We start from the raw sequence: 20,265 nt of genomic DNA, 5'->3' as shown, positions 1-20,265 counted from the left end.
AAAAGGTTCATACTACATTGCAGACAACCCTGCATTTGTGTTCAAGAAGAACTGTGAGAAAACTGGGGTACTAGCGGCACCGATACCCCGCGCATTTTCACCTATGCTGCCGGTTTCAATCTGTGGCGCAATCAATCCCCGAGTATCTTGGTTGACCAGGTATCGCCGTACGCGATCGACCAATTCTTCTCTTATAGCGGCGGGAAAAGCACCGTCGATCAGGATTGCTTCGAAATCAACCACCGAGCAAATCGACAAGGCTGCCTTGGCCAGTTCTTGTGCTGTTTCACCAAGCCAAGGATCAACATAGCGCGACAAAGCGCTCCAGTCCTGCGGTTGTTGCCAGAGTATATCAGGGTTTAGGCCAGCTTCGATCAAACGTGCTTCAAGCAGATGAATAGAGGCGACATCGACCAATTGCCGACTTTCCCCAAGTGGGCCTGTTGTGCGCATCGCTCCGAGCGCTCCGGCGTTGCCCTGATTACCCTCAAACACGGTGTTGTTCATAACGATACCGCCACCGATGAACGACCCAATAAAGAAATAGGCGTAATCCCTGAATTCCTTACCACGACCATGAAGATGTTCGGCCCTACACGCCGCCGTCGCATCGTTCACGACAAAAACTGGCAGGTCGCTGAACCGGCGAATGGCCTGATCAAAATCCACGTCTTTCCAGGACCGAAACTTCTCGGCGGGTGCGCCGACCAGATCATTCCATTTCCAGAGTTCAAACGGGGTGGCTATTCCAATTCCGCACAGCCGGTTTTTTGTGTCAGCACTCATCCCGTCTAGAATATCCGAGAGACTTTTTTCAAGGAAGGTGAACACGGTGTCTGGTATGGGGTAATCATAGGTCATGTGGTCTTGCAGTCGTACATTTCCGGTGAAGTCCGACAACAGTAGATCAACGCCGCGCCGCCCGATCTTTACACCGATTGACAATACGCCGTCGGCATTCAAGTTCATCGGGATTGATGGTTTACCTACTTTTCCGCGCACCGGTTCTCCGCGTTTTAGAAAACCGTCTTTTTCCAGCTTGCGCAAAATCGTTGAGACAGCAGGTGCGGACAATCCAGCGCGCCGGGCAATGTCACTTCCCGGCATCGCCCCTTGCCGCTGCAACATCGACAAAAGCAGGCGTTCATTATGGTCGCGAACCCCACTTTGGTTCACGCCCCCACTTAAGCTTCTGATTTTACCGCCATCCATGAGGCCTACCATAATCACCTCCTTTCACAGAGGGAAGCTATCGAAGTTTGATTAATTAATAAAGTTTATTTATTTATTGACAGCGCGGACAGAATCGAAGCTTCTAAGAGGGCAACCCACGGCATTGCATTTGCTGGGGTTCGGATTTGGGAGGAGCCTGATCCGACAAATTAGAATGATCCTCGGGAGGACATTATGAAAAGACTTCTGACTTCTTCGACCCTGGCTTTGGCTGCGATGGTCGGCACCGCTTCGGCTGATGACATCAGTGCATGCTTGATTACCAAAACTGACACCAACCCGTTTTTCGTTAAGATGCGTGAAGGCGCAGAGGCCAAGGCGGCTGAGTTGGGCATCACGCTCAGCAGCTATGCTGGCAAAGTCGACGGCGACCACGAAACCCAGGTTGCGGCCATCGAGACCTGTATCGCCAATGGCGCCAACGGCATTTTGCTGACCGCGTCTGACACCAGTTCGATCGTTCCTGCTGTTCAGCAAGCACGCGATGCGGGTCTAGTGGTGATTGCGCTGGATACGCCGCTTGAGCCGATCAATGCTGCAGATATGACCTTTGCGACCGACAACTTCCTTGCCGGTGAGCTGATTGGACAATGGGCCGCCGCTGCTTTGGGTGATGATGCTGCAAATGCGAAAATTGCGATGCTTGATCTGGGCGTAAGCCAGCCAACCGTTGGTGTTCTGCGCGATCAGGGATTCTTGCAGGGTTTTGGTATTGATCTGGGCGACCCAAACAAATGGGGTGATGAAACAGACCCGCGTATTGTTGGTAATGATGTGACTGCAGGAAACGAAGAGGGTGGCCGCAAGGCGATGGAAAACCTTCTTGCCAAGGATCCGTCGATCAACGTTGTTTACACAATCAACGAACCTGCTGCCGCCGGAGCTTATGAAGCGCTCAAATCCTTTGGACGCGAGAATGAGGTTCTGATCGTGTCGGTTGACGGTGGTTGCCCTGGCGTTGCTGACGTCAAGGACGGTGTCATCGGAGCCACATCGCAGCAGTATCCACTACTGATGGCATCCAAAGGCATCGAGGCGATTGCCGCTTGGGCCAAAGATGGTGTCAAGCCGCAGGCGACTGACGGCAAAGACTTCTTTGATACCGGTGTGGCACTTGTCACAGATCATCCAGTGGATGGCGTCTCCAGTGTCGACACCGCTAAGGGTGCAGATCTCTGCTGGGGTTGATCCATACCCAACTCACCTGAATACTGATGGAAAGGGCGGGCAACGACCCGCCTTTTCTACAAATACCGTTTGTTTCATCGACGGGGAGGAAACCAATGACCCAGTCCGATAATTTCGAGGTCGCCGCAGGCAATGCGAAGCCCGAAATCGCCTCATTTGAGGATCAAGAGAAAGGGCTGGTTGCTCGTTTTCACCACGCGTTGCACACCACGCCTGCACTTGTCCCATTAATTGTCCTATTGGCAGCAGTTGTTGTCTTTGGTCTTATTCTGGGTTCGAAGTTCTTTTCACCCTTTGCCATGACGCTGATCCTTCAACAGGTTCAGATTGTGGGCATCGTCGCTGCGGCGCAATCGCTTGTCATTCTGACCGCTGGTATCGACCTGAGCGTAGGGGCGATTGCGGTGATATCCTCGGTGGTGATGGGGCAGTTCACATTCCGCTATGGTGTGCCGCCAGTGGTTTCCATCGCCTGTGGTTTAGCATTTGGAACCGCCATTGGTGCGCTGAATGGCTGGCTGATTGCCCGCATGAAACTGCCACCATTTATCGTGACACTCGGTATGTGGCAGATTGTTCTGGCAGCTAATTTTTTATATTCTGCCAACGAAACCATCCGCTCACAAGACATCGCAAAACAGGCCCCACTGTTGCAATTGCTGGGGGCCAAATTCAAAGTTGGCGGCGCCGTCTTTACATTGGGTGTTGTCCTGATGATTGTCCTGGTTCTCACCCTAGCATATGTGTTGAAACACACCGCATGGGGGCGCCATGTCTATGCTGTAGGCGATGACCCAGAAGCTGCTGAACTGTCTGGCGTGAACGTCAAGAAGGTGCTGATCTCGGTCTACGCTTTAGCGGGTTTGATCTGTGCTTTTGCAGGCTGGGCGCTGATCGGTCGGATTGGCTCGGTGTCGCCCACATCCGGCCAGCTTCTCAATATCGAAAGCATCACCGCCGTGGTGATCGGAGGCATCTCTTTGTTTGGCGGACGCGGCTCCATTCTGGGTACGATGTTTGGGGCTCTAATTGTTGGGGTTTTCACTCTGGGCCTGCGTCTGTCTGGCGCTGACGCTCAATGGACATTCCTGCTTATCGGGGCGCTTATCATTGCTGCGGTCGCCGTAGACCAGTGGATCAGAAAGGTAGCTTCATAATGGAACCGATTTTGAAAGGCCGCGGATTGGTCAAACGCTATGGCAAGGTTACCGCACTCGACAACTGTGACTTTGACCTCATGCCAGGTGAAATCCTAGCCGTCATTGGCGACAATGGCGCGGGTAAAAGCTCACTGATCAAGGCTGTGTCCGGGGCCGTGATCCCAGACGAAGGCACCGTGACACTGGAAGGGAAAGACGTGAATTTCGCCTCTCCTATCGAGGCACGCGAAGCTGGGATTGAAACTGTTTACCAAACACTGGCCATGTCGCCTGCACTGTCGATTGCTGACAATATATTCATGGGGCGCGAACTGCGAAAACCGGGGTTTCGAGGGAAATGGCTGCGCCAGCTTGATCGCGCCGCGATGGAGAAATTCGCCCGCGACAAGCTGACGGAGCTGGGTTTGATGACAATTCAGAACATCAATCAGGCTGTCGAAACGCTTTCAGGAGGGCAACGCCAAGGGGTTGCTGTGGCGCGGGCAGCGGCCTTTGGGTCCAAGGTCATCATCCTAGACGAACCAACTGCGGCATTGGGGGTCAAGGAAAGCCGCAAAGTTCTGGAGCTTATCCAGGACGTAAAATCACGCGGCATTCCGATCATTCTGATCAGTCACAATATGCCACATGTGTTTGAGGTCGCTGACCGCATCCATGTGCATCGTCTTGGCAAACGGCTTTGTGTCATTGATCCCAAGGATTATACAATGTCCGACGCTGTTGCATTTATGACCGGCGCCAAAGAGGCCCCAAGAGCGGCATGAGCAGTATTAATCCCTCTATCGAGGATCTGGCGGAACAAGTTCTGGCGTCCCCCCGGTCGGGGGTGCGTCGATTGGTGGCTCTGGCCGGTTCACCGGCCAGTGGCAAGTCCACCCAGGCAGAAATACTTGTCAATCGGTTGAATGAAAAAGGTTGCTCTGCCCAGGTTTTGCCGATGGATGGCTTCCACTTGCACAACGAGATCCTTGTCGAACGCGGTCTTCTTAACAGCAAGGGGGCTCCTGAAACATTTGACATGCATGGGTTCCTGCAACTTATCACTCGGCTTCACGATGAACCCGAAGTCTACTTCCCCACATTTGACCGGTCCCGGGATATCGCCATCGCGGCTGCGGGTTGTGTGAACAAGGCGTGCGACACCGTAATTGTCGAAGGCAACTACCTACTGTTTGATAAACCGGGCTGGAGAGACCTGCGTCACCATTGGGACCTGGCGCTGAGGTTGGAGGTTCCGGGGGTCACGTTAAAACGTCGACTAATAGAACGTTGGCTATCGTATGGTCTGTCACCTGAACAAGCCAGAAGACGAGCCGAAGAAAACGATTTGGCGAATGCAAAGTTGATAGACTCATTCGCCTTGCACGCAGACATTATTATCTAACCAAAAAGGAAAACGTAAGTGATACTTTGCTGCGGTGAAGCATTGATCGACATGATACCATCATCAACTACCGCTGGAGGCATAGGTTTTGCGCCTCATTCGGGTGGTGCGGTGTTCAACAGTGCAATCGCCTTGGGGCGGCTTGGGGTTCAGACAGGTTTGCTGAGCGGAATTTCAAGCGACATGTTTGGCCAGCAGCTTATGGCTGCGCTAGAAGCTAGCAACGTTGATACATCAAACGTCGTTGCTTCTGATCGGCCTTCCACACTCGCATTTGTGCAACTCATCGATGGACAAGCAGCTTATAGTTTTTTTGATGAAAACACTGCCGGACGAATGCTGGAGCTTCAAGAAATTCCTGACCTAACAGAAGGCGTGTCGACGCTGTTTTTCGGTGGGATCAGCCTGGCTTGCGAACCCTGCGCAGATGCCTATGCCGCCTTGCTGGAACGGGAGGGGGGTGATCGGGTGGTGATGCTGGATCCGAACATCCGCCCAGGGTTTATCCAGGATGTAACGCGGTACCGCGTCCGGATAGAGCAAATGATCGCGCGGTCGGATATCGTCAAGGTATCTGATGATGACCTGAATTGGATGTTACCGGGGCCGATGTCGCTATCTCAAAAAGCCGGGATGCTTCTGGAAAAGGGGCCGTCTGTGATTTTCCTGACCCAAGGAAGCAAAGGGGCGACGGGCTTTTTGCCCAACGGAACCGAGGTGGCGGTCGCCGCAGAGAAGGCACAAATTGTCGACACGGTTGGAGCCGGGGACACTTTCAATGCCGGGGTTCTGGCCAAATTGTTCGAACTTGACCAGCTCAGGAAGAGCGAGTTAAAAACGCTACCCGGGCAAGCACTGGAACAGGCTCTACTGAATGGTGCCAGAGCCGCCGCGATTGCTGTGTCACGTGCAGGTTCTAATCCCCCTTGGGCCAATGAACTTTAAAAAGGGGCAATAAACTGAAGCCCAGTCGTCACTAAATTTGCGTTGCCCAAAGCAGACTTTGAATTTAACAGCAGCGAAGGTCCGGAACTCGCCCTTTCTGCTCCAGACGTTCCTCCTGCTGCACTGGGCACCAATGTCGTAGAAGGGCTGGAACCGGCCATAGAATGCAATCATCCTCAATGGCAACAACGCTCAGAAAGCGAACTTTGCATAGTCCGGCCGCAGCTTGCCCTGACAGGAACTAAACGGCCCTAACTGACGCCTTCAAATTTTTTTGGGCGTGCCGCTATGGGGCGTGAATAACGGCGATTCAATCCAGAGACAGTGAAGCCGTGAACCTCATAGCCTTGCAGTGAGCATACATTAAGCAATGAGGAGCAATTCCTCAGATGTTCACAGTTTGTCAAAAGACAAAGCAGAATTGATCGTGTTCGCTGAAACAAACACGGTCTAACTTTGATTATCCACGGCCACGATATGTCGGGACGCCCTGATCCGGAATCCAAACTGTCGATGGCTGCTCGCCAGTTTGGTAGAAAATATCGATCGGGATTCCTCCGCGTGGATACCAATAACCGCCGACGCGGAGCCACTTGGGCTCGAGCAATTCCACAAGCCGCTTGCCAATGCTAACAGTGCAATCCTCGTGAAAAGCGCCGTGATTACGGAACGAACCAAGGAACAGTTTCAGCGATTTGCTTTCGACCAACCAATCACCGGGGACGAAGTCCAGCACGATGTGGGCGAAATCGGGCTGCCCGGTCATGGGGCACAGCGACGTGAACTCGGGCGCAGTGAAACGCACTGCATAGTCAGCTCCGGCCTGCGGGTTTGGAACGCGTTCCAGCACCGCTTCTTCTGGCGAGTTTGGCAGCTCGGTTTTGCCGCCAAGCTGGGTCAGGTTTGCATAGGTGTCGTCATTTGCCATTGTCATGTTCCTTCAAACGCCACGTTTGTTGCCCCAGACGAGCACATGCAGCTGTGGCAGGATTGTGGGGGAATACCAGTGATCCCCCAAAGTTTTGTCGATCAACCACTCGTAGCGGTTCATGATACCTTCCATGTTGATTTCGGCATCCTCGGCATCCTCGGCTTCAAGCGGTGGTGGAGTATGGTTGCCTGGCTGCAGATATAGCGGCAGGTCTGGATAGCGCGTCGCGACCTCGCGTGCCCAATTGTAGTCGGCCACATCAAAGATCACGATCTTCATCACCGTTTCGGCCTGTTTGGCTTGGGTGATGCAGTCGTCGAACTTGGCCCAGTCCACCGTTTCCCCCGAAGATGGCGGTTTGGGGCTGAGGATCAGTGTGGACAGCTCGCTGAACCAGTTTTGTGCAATTGATCCTTGGGTTTCCATGACAAAGCGATACCCTTTGGCTTGGCCCAAGGCGATCAGCTGCGAGAAATCCTGAATGGCAGGATTGCCACCGGATAGGGATAGGGCTAGGGGCACGCCCCCTGACAGGTGCTCGATCTCGGCAAAGATGTCAGCGGCTGTCATTGGTTTCCAATCGTGGCGGAATTTGCTGTCCACCGCATGCAGGCTGTCACACCACGAGCAGCGATAGTCACATCCACCGGCCCTTACAAAGACAGTCGGAACACCAATCACGGCGCCTTCACCCTGTATGGTAGGGCCGAAAATCTCGGCGATACGTAAGCGGTTCATGGTCGATACTCAGCCCAGGTTTTGGGGGTTTCGCTGACTCGTACGGCGCTGGTTTGGGGCCAGTGTGCCCGACAGAAGTTATAGATTTTCTTGGCCAGGTATTCGGAGGTGACCATGTCGTGGTCAAAAGCCTCGTTCAGATGGCGGTGATCCAATTCATTGTCGATCCAGGTTTTTAAGGGTTTCAGCTCACGATAGTCGAGAACAAAGCCATTCTGGTCCAACTCCTCTGCGGCCAATTCGACTTCGGCGATGTAGTTGTGCCCGTGCATGCGGGCGCAGGGGTGGTCACTGGGCAGAGAGCAGAGCTGGTGACTTGCAGAGAAGTGGAACTCTTTGGTAATCCGATACATCAGGCGCTCTCCAGCACAGATTTCCAGTAGTCAGGATCAGCGTAATCTGTCGGATCCGGGATCTCGGCAACATGAAACGCCTCGCGCCGTTCGACGCAGGTACCGCAGCGCCCGCAGTGCTGTTCGCCGCCTTTGTAACAGGACCAGGTGTCGGCAAAGGGCGTGTCATGTTTGGCACCTTCGGTCACGATGGCCGACTTAGGGACATGCACAAACGGCGTATAGAGCTTCACATTGGCATAGCCATCCAATGCCTTGGCCTGCATCGCCTCAAAGGCCTCGGTGAAGTCAGGGCGGCAATCTGGGTAGATGAAATGGTCGCCCCCATGTACTGCGGTTGCAACCGCATTGGCCTGTTTGGCTGCAGCCACACCAAAGGCAATCGACAACATGATGGCATTGCGGTTTGGTACCACGGTGACCTTCATGGTGTCTTCGGCATAGTGTCCGTCCGGCACATCTACATCATCCGTCAACGCCGAGCCCGAGAGGTGGGCGCCGATGTGGCGCATGTCGATTAGGTCAAAAGGGATGTCCAGGCGTTTGGCGCAACGCGCGGCAAAGTCGGTTTCTTTGCTGTGGCGCTGGCCATAGTCAAAGGCGATCAGGCCAATCAATTCGTGTTCTGCCGCAACTTTGTGCGCCAAAGATACCGAATCGAGTCCGCCTGAGCAGATAACGATTGTCTTCATTTTTCAGATCCATGTTTTGTTTGCCGGGTTGGCTACGACCGGCGTTCGCGTTGTGCGAACGCCGTGTTTCTAGCAGAAACATTTGGCTAGGTAAAACGAACTATTTGCCGGGTGACCGAACTGTTCAAATGCCCGATCTTTAGTGGCTGCTCTGCAAGTATCGTCTGAGCAGGGCCAGTTTGGGGAAAGTGTTTCAGCGCTCTTGCCATTGTTGCGCAGGCCCGCAACCAAAACAGCGTGTAAGTTGTGGCGAGACAGCGGATAAAAAGTCCGCTTTGGACTGGACGCGGCCATTGGACGGGTTTGTTACGAATGTCGGCTCAGGGTCGTTTGCTACATTATAGGTGCGTGAAGTGACCAAATTGCTGCACCATTTACATTTCGACCAGAAGGACGTTAACTGACATTCGCTGTGATCCACACGCTTGATAAAGGTAGTTAAAGCGGAACCTCAAGCATCCATCGTGTGTTTGGTATGGGCTAGCTTTGTGGTCGCTGGAGACGGCGCGCAACGGCGACAACAACGCGATAGGACGCTTCGGAAATCAGCATCGACAGGGCAGTCGGCCGCGCGGGGTATTGGTTGATCGGGTGGTTCATTTTCTTGTGTCTCCTGGCTGCGGGATGATAATTGATTGATAGTTTCCGTTAGCCTCTTCTGGACATTTCCTACAAACGATGTTTTTTACGTCTGAGGGTTAGTTTTTCTTAACCGTCGCGTTTCCGGAGGTTTGTATGCGTCGCCTACCACCGCTTAAGTCTTTGCAAGCCTTCGAAGTTGCTGCAAGATGGTTGAGTTTTTCTAAGGCAGCCGAGGAGCTGTTCGTAACACCTGCCGCGGTCAGCCAGCAAATCAAGCAATTGGAGAGCTATCTCGGCGTCGTTCTCTTTCGTCGTATGACACGGGCGGTTCAATTGACCGAAGAGGCCAGGGCGGTCTTGCCATTGGTCACAGAAGGGTTCGACAAGCTAGCAGAAGCGGTTGACCGGCTGGCTCAGAACGAGGCGTCAGGCCTTTTGACCGTCAGTTGTGTCCCCACCTTCGCAGTCAAATGGTTGCTGCCGCGATTGCCTCATTTCTCCAGTCTTTATCCCGATATTGATGTGCGGTTGGATGCATCTCTGGAAACCCGGGATTTTGATCGTGACGGTATCGACGTTGGTATTCGCCTCGGGATGGGGGATTACCCCGGACTGGAGGTAACGCGTATTCTTGGGGAGGAAGTCAGCCCGGCTTGTAGTCCAAAAATTCTGACTGGTAATAGCCCCTTACGCACCCCGGACGACTTGAAGCATCACCGCCTGATCCACGTAGATTGGGGCAAGATGACGATACAAATACCGGATTGGAACATGTGGACCAAGGCAGCCGGTGTCGAAGGTGTCAAAGTGAACTACGGCCCCCGTTTTACGATCGAAAGCATGGCGATCGAAGCGGCAATAAACGGGGATGGTATTGCCTTGATCAGCCATTCTGCGATTGCCGAAGAATTGAAGGCGGGCCGATTGATCAGGCCCTTTGATCTCACCTTGCGGACGGATATGGGCTATTGGTTAGTCTGCCCAGTGGGACGCAGGCGCCAAATGAAAGTAAATGTATTCTGCGAATGGCTGCTGGCTGAAGCTGAAAGCAACAGAACGAGAATTGCTTAAGGACAAATTCTGAACAAACCCAGATGGAAACGAGCAGAGTTGATGAAGCTGCAAGGATTGAACAAGGTCCGGAGTTGGCGTTTTACATCAAATAGGTGCTGCGCAGGGCCGTCCAAACCTGCGGTTGGACGCAATCTGATGGAGTCCGGTCAGGATTGAAGCTTCAGTTTCACTGATCCCTGTGGCGGTCTGGAAGGCCCGCTAAGCCGCTGCAGACTCCGTGAGCGGAGGTCACATCACCAACAAGAAAGCCCATCTGCAACGACAACTTGACGTTGACACAGCTTTCTATCACGGGCAGGGGAGGGCGGTCCATATTGAGCTCGGGTCGACCTCAAACTTAGCCAATAACCGCAGGGTCTGAAGTTCTGTTCAGCTGACGGCGTTAGTTTTCGATACGATCCGATATTTCCTTGCATGCGATTTCAATGGAGGGCCGAAGCGCATCCAAAGATGGCCGAGTATATCTCTGCCCGGTTATCGACAGTGGCGTATGGTTCAGCAACCGACCGACGACCTCTTCCAGAACTCCAGCTTCCATGGCGACCGTCGCAAATGTCCTGCGATGCATGTGCGGGTTGAATTTAAGCCTTTCCGGCTTCGTGATGTGCCCTGCCACCGACTTTGGAGACGGAAATACCCATTGACGGCTGAGAGGGCGCAGCGGTGCCAGGATCTCATGGTGTACCTGCAGGATAGGCAGATCAAAACTCCGGCCGTTCTTTGTCATCGGCAAGTGGATCCGATCTTCCTGGACTTGTTTCCATTGAAGAGTAAGTGCCTCGGTTTTTCTAAGACCTGTAAACAGGAGAAGTTCAAAAAATACGCGATGAATTGGGTTGCTCAGATCGTCGATTGTTTGCCGCCACTCCTTCAAGTCGCCAATGATCCGGCCATCCGGTGTTTCTTCAAACCACTCGATAGCCATCGTAGGGCACTCGGCCAGATCGTTGGTCCGGCGTGCATGTTTGTAGAGTGCCGAGCAGCTTGCGCCGAGATGATCGGGAACCGGCCGATCAAAATGCGCTTGGTCCGGCCGCCAACATCTTTCTGGAAGTACCAGGTCTTGGACCGCTTCCCCACGAAGAGCACCAAGCCTTTAACTTCGGCATCCCAGTATTTGTCCGTACTGGATTTGGCATGAGGAAATTCCTGGCAAATGTCTCTGTGAGCTTAAGCAAATCTTTGTCGGCTTCTTGTAGGTAATGGTACGCAATTTGGTGGTACACAATGCAACCAAATGCGATGCAAAAATCAATAAAAATAAGGCTAAGCAGCTCAGTGATACGTCGCGAAACTTAGCAGCTTTGTTTGGAAGGCCATGGTATTACCAATACACAACGTCCGCTTAACTGAGACACAACCTGTTTCATAGAAAATTGGAGAATAAGCTTGCCTGCGTTTTCTTTTGGATTTTGATCGAAAAAAATAAATTGGACCTGCGCACTACTGGCTCCTGGTTAGGTCTTGCGAGGACTCGGTTTGTTTTTTCGGCACGGCGTGTTCCTGATCAAAAATTCAAAGCCGTGCGTTAAAAGAACGCACCTCCATTCAAGGTTGTGTTGAGCGGTCGTGTTTCCCTCGCGTGGGGCTGAGAGAGCATCCCCATTCAGGAAAGTGCTTTTTTAAAGCATCAAAACAACTAAATACTGTGGTAAAAGCTGTAAAAACGGTGTCCAAACGGCGGAAGAACGCAGCGACTAAGTTTGACACGCCGTCCGAATGGCCGTGTTTTAAAGTCAGTGTATCATCAAACTGAAGTACAAAGGGTAGATTGATGGACGGATCAAATAAACGGCGTAAGCGCGGCAAGAGTGCGCAACCCACTCAACTGGGAAACGCCATCCGTTATCGCAGAAAGGCGCTGAAAAAGACGCTGGACGACGTCGCAAGTGAAGCGGGTCTGACCACCGGGTTCATTTCGCAAGTTGAGCGCGGCCTTAGTTCGCCATCGCTATCGTCGCTAATGAGCATTGCCTCGTGTCTGCAGACGAGTATCGAGCAGCTGCTGAGCGTGCCGGAAGAGTTAAGCGAGTACATTCCTAAGGAAAAACGCCAAGTTTATTCTCTGGGAACCGCGGGTCGAATGTATGAAAAACTGGGGCCGGGGTTTGCTGGATCGTTGTTATATTCGATTATCATTCACCGACCACCTGGGCATGTTTCTGAGAAAATGCAGCACACCGGAGAGGTGTTTTGTTACCTGTTGTCCGGCCAGTTGGAATACCATCTGAATGACGATGTGTTTATCATGTCGCCAGGCGATACCGTGCATCATGATACCACCAAAACGCACTTCTCGAAAGTGACTAGCGAAACCGAAGCGGTCGAGCTTTGGGTGAGTACATCGCCTATTAGTGAAGCCAACAGCGGTAGCTGATTTGAACTGATTCCATAGAGATCGATTCGCAGTAGTCGGTCGATTGCGGCGACCGCATCGTTGAAGCCCCGTGAACCGGCGAGGGTTTCGGCTTGCTGTGCCGCAATGCCTGGAGCTGGACAGTTTCGCATGTAGCCGATGTGACAGTGGTCTAATGGCATGAAAATGCTCGTTAAAAAAATCAGAACCAACAGTGGGAAAGGGGGCGATTTGTGATTTTTAGTTGACTAAAAGAAATTATAGTCAGACTAAGAAAATATCTTATACTTCATTTTACAGTCAATCGTCTTGGGAGGACACGACTATGAGAGGCAAGTTAATAGCGGCGGCCGTTGCTGCAGCAACGGCATTTGCGATGCCAGCGATGGCACAGGATCGCGGCGGAGTTTTGAATTTCGCTCGCTATGATGGTTCAAAGCTGATCGATCCGATCTATGCTGACCGCAACCCAGATATCTGGATGGTTGGCAGCCTGTTCGACACACTGCTGCGTTCTAGCCCTGACGGAAATTCCGTTGTTTCAGGCCTGGCGGAAAGCCATGAGATGTCTGATGACGGCCTATCCGTATCGCTGACCCTGCAAGAGGGGCTGAAATTCTCAGACGGCGCGCCGCTAACCGGAGATGACGTTGTATTTTCGCTGGACCGCGCTCGTAACCCAGATCTTAGCCCTTGGGCAGGTCTGCTGGGTTCGATCAAAGAAATCACAGCAGATGGCCGTACTGTCACAATCTCGCTGAACTCGCCTGATCCTACAATTCTGTCGATGCTGGCCACGTTCAACACTGCGATCGTTTCCAAGTCTGTTTTTGACGCCGCAGAAGGCGCGACTGATCAGGAAAAATCCGCTGCAATCTTCGCTGCAGGTGGCGCTGGTGTCGGCTCAGGTCCGTTCTTCCTTTCTGGTTTTGAGCATGGCTCTTCCATGAGCTTCTCGGCAAACCCGAACTACTGGAAAATGGGCGCTGACGGCAAAGCCTTGCCTTATGTTGATGGTGTTGAATTCCAGATCATCCCAGACGATGCCACACGGATCCTGAAACTGCAGGCCGGTGAAGTTGACGCTGCTGAGTTCATCCCGTTTTCGCGGGTCGCAGAACTGCAAGCTGATCCATCGATCAACATGAATCTGTATCCTTCAACACGGATCATCTATTCGCCGATCAACACACGGGAAAACCGTGCTGATGGAACGCCGAACCCACTGGCAGACGTACGCGTTCGTCAGGCGATCAACTATGCGACCAACAAGGAAGCATTGATTGGTCTGGTCCTGCAAGGTGCTGGTAAGCCGATGACATCACCTCTGATGGCCGCTGCGACACAATTGTCGGCAGATCTGGGCCCTCTCTATGGCTATAACATGGAAAAAGCTAAGGCCTTGATCGCTGAAGCTGGCATCGAGCCTGGTACCAAAATCACCTTCACCACCTTGGCTGGCTCAACCGATGACAGCACCATCTTTGCCGCTCTGCAGCAGATGTGGTCCCCGTTGGGTATCGCGTTGGAAGTTGAACAGGTCGATGGCCCAACTCGTGGTGCTAAGAACCGTTCGGGTGAGTTTGATATCCACACCTATGGTTGGGTGAATGATGTGAACGATCCCAGCCAAGTCGTTGGTTGGTTGGGACACACACCAACTGCCAAAGCAGTCGGCACAGGTTGGGAAAACCCAGAGTTCAACAGCCTGTTTGAAGCTTCAGCAACTGAAATCAACGCTGAAGTACGTGCACAACAGTACGAGACCATGCAGAAACTCTATGCAGACTCCGCACCTTTGCTGTTCATGTACGAAACACCATTTGCCGTGGCAGTCTCCACTGCCGTTGAAGGTTATGTCCAAACTCCATTGGGCAACAACATCTTCGAAGAAGCAACAGTTAGCCGCTAAACGCAGCGATCCCGCGCCGCCGACCCTCTACGTCGGCGGCGCCACTTTTTTACGGAGGCAAGGATGGCCAGCATCCAATACATACTCAAACGATTGCTGCTGATGATCCCGACCTTCTTTCTGGTCATGATCATCATTTTCCTTCTGGTGCGTTTCTTGCCCGGGGATCCAGCGATTGCGATCGCAGGTGACCGAGCCTCTGATGCCGATCTGGAAGCGATCCGCGAACGTTTGGGCCTGAACCAGCCGATGTTGGTGCAATTCTGGTTGTTTGTGACCAATACCCTGCAAGGTGATCTGGGCCGTTCAATCCTATTGCGGGCCCCAGTGATCGACGTGATCTTTGATCGACTGCCCACCACAATCTTTCTGACACTTTATGCCGTGACGCTGTCGCTGTTGATTGCCGGTCCGCTTGCCTTTGTGGCAGCGTTGAACCGCAACAAATGGCCCGATGCGGTGATCCGCACTGTTTTCCAGGTCGGTCTATCGATGCCGGTTTTCTATATTGGCCTGATTCTATTGACCTTTCTCGCGGCGCAGCTGCGCTGGTTCCCGGTCGGCGGATATGGCGATACCTTTGTTGAACGGTTGCATCACATGTTCCTGCCGTCGGTCACCGTTGCGCTCTATACATCCGCGATCATTATGCGCAATCTGCGCTCTGCGATCATCGAGGTTCTGGATGCTGAATACGTTCAGTTTGCCCGCGCCAAAGGCTTGCCTGACCGGCTGGTGCTGGGGCGGCATGTCCTGCGCAACGCACTGATATCCACCGTTACTCTGTTGGGCTTGTCGATTGGCAACCTGATGAGCGGCACACTGGTCACTGAAACCGTGTTTGCGGTGCCTGGCGTCGGACGGCTTATGCTAGAGGCGATTTTCGCCCGTGACTATCCGCTGATCCAAGGCCTAACACTGACCTTCGCGGTTCTGGTCTCGGTGGTATTCCTGCTGACTGATCTTTTCCAAAGCACTCTTGATCCTCGGATGCGCCTGACATGACCGATATCACCGCACTTTCCGCTGAAGCCACGATCCCACAGAAAACCCGCCTGCAACTGGCCTTGCGCAAACCCGGTTTCCTGATCGGAGCGTTTATCATTGGAGTGTCAGCCATGCTGGCGCTGATGCCGGGCGTGTTCGCGCCCTATGATCCCAACCTGATCGATTATGTCGCAGTAAAGCAGCCGCCAAGCTGGGCCCACCCCTTTGGCACCGATATGCTGGGCCGGGACAGTCTGAGCCGGGTGATTTTTGCCTATAAGGTGAACATGCAGATGGCAATTCTGGCCACTGTGTTCGCGATGACCATCGGCGTAATCGTCGGCGCATTAGTCGGATATTACCGTGGTTTTGCTGATATGATTTTCGGCCGGGTAGTCGATGCGGTCATCACCTTCCCATTTTTGGTGCTGGTGATCGCTGTTGTCGCTGTGCTTGGGCCCGGTCTGATCAACATGTACATCGCGATCACGCTGGTTGGCTGGGTGTATTACGCACGCTTGATGCGGGCAGAAGTGATTGCCCAAATGGGCAATGACTATGCCAGCGCAGGCGTTGTGATGGGATACTCTGACCGGCGCATCATTTTCCGCCACCTGCTGCCCAACGCGATCACACCGGTGATTGTCTATTGGATGACCGATATGGCGCTGGCGATCCTACTTGGTTCGTCGCTGGGGTATCTGGGTCTTGGCGCACAGCCGCCGCAGGCCGAGTGGGGCGTGTTGATCGCCGAAGGCCGCAACTTCATTACCACCGCTTGGTGGCTCAGCCTGATGCCCGGCATCGCTATTGTCCTGACCGGTCTCGGCTTTTCCTTGCTTGGCGATGGCCTGGCAGACCTGCTGCGCCCCCGTGGATGAGGAACGAAATATGAGTGATACTCAACCAATTCTAGAGGTCGAAAACCTCTGCACGACGTTCACCCGTGGCGGTGTTGCACTGCCCGCGGTCCGCGATGTGAGCTTTAATGTCGGCAAGGGCGAAGTGCTTGGCCTTGTGGGCGAAAGCGGGTCCGGCAAGAGTGTGACCCTGCGTTCAATCCTAGGGCTGTCGCGTCGTTATGGCGATGTAACTGGCAGTGTTAAATGGATGGGGCAGGATATTGCTCAGATGCCGGAACGCAAACTGCGCCATATCCGAGGCCGCGACATTGCGATGATTTTTCAGGAGCCGATGACGTCGCTCAACCCGCTGTTGACGGTCGGCATGCAACTGACCGAAACGCTGAAGGCCCATACGGATCTGAATCGGGCTGCGCGTCGGGACCGTGCTATTGAGATGCTAGACCATGTCGGCATTCCCGCTGCCGCCTCGCGGTTGGAAGAATACCCGCACCAGTTTTCCGGTGGCATGCGCCAGCGGGTGATGATCGCCATTGCGCTGGCCGCTAATCCAAAACTTCTTTTGGCGGATGAGCCGACCACCGCACTGGATGTAACCATTCAGGCGCAGATCCTTGATCTGATCCTGTCACTTGCGGATGAGCTATCGATGGGGGTGATCCTTGTCACTCACGATCTGGGCGTTGTCGCGCAGACCTGTAACAAAGCTGCCGTTATGTATGCCGGCCGTATCGTAGAGCAGGGCGATGTGCGCCAGGTTTTGCGTGCGCCCCGTCATCCTTACACTGTTGGCCTGATGCGGTCAGTGCCACAGAATGTTCCACCACGTAGCCAGCTGTATACGGTGCCCGGAACGCCACCCAGCCTTGAGGCATTGCCACAGGGGTGCGCTTTTGCTCCACGCTGCCAAAGCCGGACGGATAGCTGCATGGCAACGCGCCCACCGCTTGAAAGCATCGCGCAGGGCCGGTCTGTTGCTTGTTTTAACCCAGTCACCGATGCGCAGGGAGCAGCCGCATGACACAGACTGTGATGGACATCAAAGACATCGAACTGGAGTTTCCGGTTTCCCGGTCTCTAGTCGATTTTGTGAAGAAGCGGCCGGGGAGGGTGGTCAGAGCGCTGAACGGTGTTAGCCTTCAGTTGCACAAGGGCGAAACGCTGGGCGTTGTTGGCGAATCCGGTTGCGGTAAATCCACTTTGGCCCGCTGCATCGTGCGTTTGTACGAACCACAGAACGGCTCTATTCACTTTGACGGCCAAGATATCTTTGCCGCTGATGCAAAAGCTGACCGTAGCTATAATCGCCGGGTTCAGATGATGTTTCAGGACCCGTATTCCTCCCTCAATCCGCGTATGACAACCGGCCAGATTCTGTCCGAGGCGCTGAGTGTGCACAACATGCGCCCCGAGGCTGAGATCCCATCTCGTGTTGCTGAACTGTTAGACCTTGTTCGATTGCCGCAGGATGCGGCAGGCAAACTACCGCACGAGTTTTCGGGCGGTCAGCGCCAGCGTATCGCAATTGCGCGGGCACTAGCGGTTGAGCCCGAGGTTCTGATTGCTGATGAGCTTGTCTCGGCACTTGATGTGTCAGTGCAGGCGCAGGTGGTTAATCTGCTGCTGGAACTACAGGATCAGCTGAACCTAACAATCCTATTTGTTGCCCATGATCTGCGACTGGTCCGCCATGTGTCAAACCGAGTCGCCGTTATCTATTTGGGCCGGATCGTCGAAGTGGGCGACAGTGAGACGTTATTCTCCAATCCTTCGCACCCCTATTCGCAGGCTCTGCTTAGTGCTGCGCCCTCGCTTGATCCTGATGACAAGGGGGATGCAATCCGACTGCAAGGCGAGTTGCCGTCACCATTGAACGTGCCGCCTGGCTGTCCATTTCATGTACGCTGTCGCCATGTGACCGAACTTTGTAAAGCCAAAGTACCGGGGCTGCGTGCGCTGTCAGGCCGTGGAGAAGTCGCCTGCCATCATGCTGAAGAAATCAGTAAACATGCTTGATCCTTATATACCTACAGTTGTTCAGCATATTGCCGACCTGCGCGCAGAGATGGTCAGACGTGACCTAGATGCCTTTGTTGTTCCGCGTTTTGATGCCCATTTGGGTGAATATGTTGCGCCGCACGATGAGCGGTTGAAGTTCATCACCGGATTCTCCGGATCTGCCGGCATGGCCATCGTCACGCATGAAACTGTCGCTGTATTTGTCGACGGGCGCTATACTGTGCAGGTAGCGAATGAATGTCCAGGTGAGCTGTTCACACATTGGCACTTGCACGATGCGCCACCTGAAAGCTGGTTGGCGAACAACGCGTTATCAGATTGGTGCGTAGGGTTCGACCCGATGCACCTGCCAACCACATGGCATGACCGTTTTCACCAAAGTTGCGCGAGCGTCGGGGCAGATTTCGTACCGCTTCAAAGCAATCCGGTGGACGTAATTTGGCAGGATCAACCGACACCACCAAAGGGGCGTATCTCTTCCTTTCCGCTGCAATTTGCCGGAAAAAGCAGCGCCGACAAGCTGGCAGACTTAAACGATCACATGGTGCAGGCTGGTGCGGATTTCTTTGTTGAAACCCAGCCGGATAACATCGCTTGGCTTATGAATGTGCGTGGTCAGGACGTGTCTTATACTCCGGTTCCGCATTCCTTTTTGATTGCGGAACAATCAGGGCAGGTGTTCTGGTTTGTCGATCAGTCGAAATTTGATGATCTGATCCTTGATGCTCTTCCTGAAAACGTTGCGGTGCTGCCGCAAGGGGATTTTCAGAAGGCGATCCATGAAAAAGTTGGTGCTGGCAAAACTGTTCTACTAGATCCGGGGTTCTCACCCATGGCGGTGCGCCTTGCGCTTGCTGATGTTCAGGCAGTCGAGATCAACGAAACCAGTTCGTTGACTTTGGCGAAGGCCCAAAAGAACGCGACCGAGCTGGAAGGGCTACGTGCCTGCCATGTCCAAGATGGCATTGCGCTGACAGAGTTCTGCGCATGGCTGGCCGCTACTGTTCCCTTGCAGGCCGCCACAGGTGTGCCGCTGCGTGAGCGAGACGCAGAAGAGAAGATCTTTGCCCTGCGTGGGGCCCAAGCGGGTTTTATCAGCGAGAGTTTCAGCACCATCTCGGCCGCCTCTGGCAATGCCGCCATGTGCCATTATTCCACAACAGCTGATCAGAATGCTCCGATCTTGCCAGAGAACCCCTATCTATTGGACAGTGGCGGGCAGTATGAGACCGGCACAACCGATGTCACCCGCAGTTTTTGCTTTGGCAGTGCCCCCGAAGGATACACGCGCGCCTATACCGCCGTGTTCAAAGCCTTTCACGCACTGGCGACTTTGCGCTTTCCCAAGGGGACACAGGGGCACCACATCGACGCAATCTGCCGCCGTCCGCTGTGGGATCTTGGGCTGGACTACGACCATGGCACTGGCCACGGGATTGGGCACTGCCTTGCGGTACATGAGCATCCGCATCGGATTGGTAAGGATGTGAACCCGGTCGATCTTATTTCTGGTATGGTTCTGTCAATCGAGCCAGGTTTCTATGCGGCTGATAAGTACGGTATTCGGATCGAGAACCTGTTTGAGGTTGTTGAAGAGGCGGATGGTTTCTTATCGTTCAAGACCCTGACACTTGCGCCGATCCAGACTGACATGCTGGAAATTGGCAGTTTGTCACCTAAGGAGATGAGTTGGTTGAACGCCTACCATCAAGAGGTCGTGGAACGGCTGTCGCCATTGGTCAGCGACGCAACACGTGAATGGCTGGCCTCGGTCTGCGGTAAGTTGATGCCAGCTACAACTTGAGAGCGGAGCTGGGACCAGAGAACCATAACCTGTCGCCTTTGAAG

General features: G+C 53.6%; 18 protein-coding genes and 1 pseudogene. 13 read left to right on the top strand and 6 right to left on the bottom strand.

The features are described from left to right. Positions 1–12: 12 nt before the first annotated feature. Positions 13–1,212 (bottom strand): ROK family transcriptional regulator, encoded by a 1,200-nt coding sequence (locus DL239_RS04325; RefSeq protein WP_167682757.1) that lies wholly within the window; start codon positions 1,210–1,212, stop codon positions 13–15. A gap of 195 nt (positions 1,213–1,407) precedes the next feature. On the opposite strand from DL239_RS04325, the gene DL239_RS04320 reads away from it, so the two are divergent. The 5 genes from DL239_RS04320 to DL239_RS04300 all read left to right on the top strand — a co-directional run bounded on the left by DL239_RS04320 (position 1,408) and on the right by DL239_RS04300 (position 5,910). Then, the gene (locus DL239_RS04320) at positions 1,408–2,421 is read left to right on the top strand and encodes a sugar ABC transporter substrate-binding protein (protein ID WP_167682652.1); all 1,014 of its coding nucleotides are present in this window, start codon (positions 1,408–1,410) and stop codon (positions 2,419–2,421) included. A gap of 95 nt (positions 2,422–2,516) precedes the next feature. Then, entirely contained in the window at positions 2,517–3,578 is a 1,062-nt protein-coding gene (locus DL239_RS04315; protein ID WP_167682650.1) for an ABC transporter permease, read from the top strand. Beyond that, positions 3,578–4,345: an ATP-binding cassette domain-containing protein gene (locus DL239_RS04310; protein WP_167682648.1), complete on the top strand. Its 768-nt coding sequence runs from the start codon at positions 3,578–3,580 to the stop codon at positions 4,343–4,345. Before DL239_RS04315 ends, DL239_RS04310 begins: the two co-directional genes overlap by 1 nt. Continuing rightward, on the top strand, positions 4,342–4,965 hold the full coding sequence (locus tag DL239_RS04305; RefSeq protein WP_167682646.1) for a nucleoside/nucleotide kinase family protein: 624 nt from the start codon (positions 4,342–4,344) through the stop codon (positions 4,963–4,965). Before DL239_RS04310 ends, DL239_RS04305 begins: the two co-directional genes overlap by 4 nt. An 18-nt stretch (positions 4,966–4,983) precedes the next feature. After that, positions 4,984–5,910: a carbohydrate kinase family protein gene (locus DL239_RS04300; protein ID WP_167682644.1), complete on the top strand. Its 927-nt coding sequence runs from the start codon at positions 4,984–4,986 to the stop codon at positions 5,908–5,910. 460 nt (positions 5,911–6,370) lie between these two features. Here the strand turns inward: DL239_RS04300 and queF are convergent, their stop codons facing one another. The 4 genes from queF to queC are packed head-to-tail and all read right to left on the bottom strand — an operon-like array spanning position 6,371 to position 8,624. After that, positions 6,371–6,838, bottom strand: coding sequence for a preQ(1) synthase (gene queF, locus DL239_RS04295; RefSeq protein WP_167682642.1), 468 nt, complete (start codon positions 6,836–6,838; stop codon positions 6,371–6,373). Between the two features lie 12 nt (positions 6,839–6,850). Beyond that, entirely contained in the window at positions 6,851–7,579 is a 729-nt protein-coding gene (gene queE / locus DL239_RS04290) for a 7-carboxy-7-deazaguanine synthase QueE (RefSeq protein ID WP_167682640.1), read from the bottom strand. Continuing rightward, positions 7,576–7,932 (bottom strand): 6-pyruvoyl trahydropterin synthase family protein, encoded by a 357-nt coding sequence (locus tag DL239_RS04285; protein WP_167682638.1) that lies wholly within the window; start codon positions 7,930–7,932, stop codon positions 7,576–7,578. The genes queE and DL239_RS04285 overlap by 4 nt, the downstream gene beginning before the upstream one ends. Continuing rightward, positions 7,932–8,624, bottom strand: a complete 693-nt coding sequence (gene queC, locus DL239_RS04280) for a 7-cyano-7-deazaguanine synthase QueC (protein ID WP_167682636.1) — start codon at positions 8,622–8,624, stop codon at positions 7,932–7,934. The genes DL239_RS04285 and queC overlap by 1 nt, the downstream gene beginning before the upstream one ends. 735 nt (positions 8,625–9,359) lie before the next feature. Here queC and gcvA point away from each other — a divergent pair. After that, positions 9,360–10,277, top strand: a complete 918-nt coding sequence (gene gcvA, locus DL239_RS04275; protein WP_167682634.1) for a transcriptional regulator GcvA — start codon at positions 9,360–9,362, stop codon at positions 10,275–10,277. A gap of 385 nt (positions 10,278–10,662) precedes the next feature. Here the strand turns inward: gcvA and DL239_RS04270 are convergent. Next, positions 10,663–11,458 (bottom strand): annotated as a pseudogene (locus DL239_RS04270) (site-specific integrase). A gap of 596 nt (positions 11,459–12,054) precedes the next feature. Here DL239_RS04270 and DL239_RS04265 point away from each other — a divergent pair. The 7 genes from DL239_RS04265 to DL239_RS04235 all read left to right on the top strand — a co-directional run bounded on the left by DL239_RS04265 (position 12,055) and on the right by DL239_RS04235 (position 20,221). Continuing rightward, the gene (locus tag DL239_RS04265) at positions 12,055–12,657 is read left to right on the top strand and encodes a helix-turn-helix domain-containing protein (RefSeq protein WP_167682632.1); all 603 of its coding nucleotides are present in this window, start codon (positions 12,055–12,057) and stop codon (positions 12,655–12,657) included. 304 nt (positions 12,658–12,961) lie between these two features. Beyond that, complete coding sequence (locus tag DL239_RS04260) at positions 12,962–14,548, top strand: ABC transporter substrate-binding protein (protein WP_167682630.1); 1,587 nt, start codon at positions 12,962–12,964, stop codon at positions 14,546–14,548. Positions 14,549–14,611: 63 nt separating this feature from the next. Beyond that, entirely contained in the window at positions 14,612–15,553 is a 942-nt protein-coding gene (locus tag DL239_RS04255; protein ID WP_167682628.1) for an ABC transporter permease, read from the top strand. Continuing rightward, positions 15,550–16,416, top strand: coding sequence for an ABC transporter permease (locus DL239_RS04250; RefSeq protein WP_167682626.1), 867 nt, complete (start codon positions 15,550–15,552; stop codon positions 16,414–16,416). Before DL239_RS04255 ends, DL239_RS04250 begins: the two co-directional genes overlap by 4 nt. Positions 16,417–16,426: 10 nt before the next feature. Continuing rightward, positions 16,427–17,419 carry an ABC transporter ATP-binding protein gene (locus DL239_RS04245; RefSeq protein ID WP_167682624.1) on the top strand — a complete coding sequence of 331 codons (993 nt, stop codon included), beginning with the start codon at positions 16,427–16,429 and terminating at the stop codon, positions 17,417–17,419. After that, positions 17,416–18,414, top strand: a complete 999-nt coding sequence (locus tag DL239_RS04240; RefSeq protein WP_167682622.1) for an ABC transporter ATP-binding protein — start codon at positions 17,416–17,418, stop codon at positions 18,412–18,414. The genes DL239_RS04245 and DL239_RS04240 overlap by 4 nt, the downstream gene beginning before the upstream one ends. After that, positions 18,386–20,221: an aminopeptidase P family protein gene (locus DL239_RS04235; RefSeq protein ID WP_240931714.1), complete on the top strand. Its 1,836-nt coding sequence runs from the start codon at positions 18,386–18,388 to the stop codon at positions 20,219–20,221. The genes DL239_RS04240 and DL239_RS04235 overlap by 29 nt, the downstream gene beginning before the upstream one ends. Positions 20,222–20,265 lie beyond the last annotated feature (44 nt).

It is taken from the genome of Parasedimentitalea denitrificans, assembly GCF_011813015.1.
GTDB classification, from domain to species: domain Bacteria; phylum Pseudomonadota; class Alphaproteobacteria; order Rhodobacterales; family Rhodobacteraceae; genus Parasedimentitalea; species Parasedimentitalea denitrificans.
This window is presented reverse-complemented; position numbering and strand designations above follow the sequence as displayed.

Coding starts and splice junctions, on each gene's coding strand:
- DL239_RS04325 (WP_167682757.1), bottom strand. CDS start 1,212: ATGGATGGCGGTAAAATCAGAAGCTTAAGTGGGGGCGTGAACCAAAGT.
- DL239_RS04320 (WP_167682652.1), top strand. CDS start 1,408: ATGAAAAGACTTCTGACTTCTTCGACCCTGGCTTTGGCTGCGATGGTC.
- DL239_RS04315 (WP_167682650.1), top strand. CDS start 2,517: ATGACCCAGTCCGATAATTTCGAGGTCGCCGCAGGCAATGCGAAGCCC.
- DL239_RS04310 (WP_167682648.1), top strand. CDS start 3,578: ATGGAACCGATTTTGAAAGGCCGCGGATTGGTCAAACGCTATGGCAAG.
- DL239_RS04305 (WP_167682646.1), top strand. CDS start 4,342: ATGAGCAGTATTAATCCCTCTATCGAGGATCTGGCGGAACAAGTTCTG.
- queF (WP_167682642.1), bottom strand. CDS start 6,838: ATGGCAAATGACGACACCTATGCAAACCTGACCCAGCTTGGCGGCAAA.
- queE (WP_167682640.1), bottom strand. CDS start 7,579: ATGAACCGCTTACGTATCGCCGAGATTTTCGGCCCTACCATACAGGGT.
- DL239_RS04285 (WP_167682638.1), bottom strand. CDS start 7,932: ATGTATCGGATTACCAAAGAGTTCCACTTCTCTGCAAGTCACCAGCTC.
- queC (WP_167682636.1), bottom strand. CDS start 8,624: ATGAAGACAATCGTTATCTGCTCAGGCGGACTCGATTCGGTATCTTTG.
- gcvA (WP_167682634.1), top strand. CDS start 9,360: ATGCGTCGCCTACCACCGCTTAAGTCTTTGCAAGCCTTCGAAGTTGCT.
- DL239_RS04265 (WP_167682632.1), top strand. CDS start 12,055: ATGGACGGATCAAATAAACGGCGTAAGCGCGGCAAGAGTGCGCAACCC.
- DL239_RS04260 (WP_167682630.1), top strand. CDS start 12,962: ATGAGAGGCAAGTTAATAGCGGCGGCCGTTGCTGCAGCAACGGCATTT.
- DL239_RS04255 (WP_167682628.1), top strand. CDS start 14,612: ATGGCCAGCATCCAATACATACTCAAACGATTGCTGCTGATGATCCCG.
- DL239_RS04250 (WP_167682626.1), top strand. CDS start 15,550: ATGACCGATATCACCGCACTTTCCGCTGAAGCCACGATCCCACAGAAA.
- DL239_RS04245 (WP_167682624.1), top strand. CDS start 16,427: ATGAGTGATACTCAACCAATTCTAGAGGTCGAAAACCTCTGCACGACG.
- DL239_RS04240 (WP_167682622.1), top strand. CDS start 17,416: ATGACACAGACTGTGATGGACATCAAAGACATCGAACTGGAGTTTCCG.
- DL239_RS04235 (WP_240931714.1), top strand. CDS start 18,386: ATGCTGAAGAAATCAGTAAACATGCTTGATCCTTATATACCTACAGTT.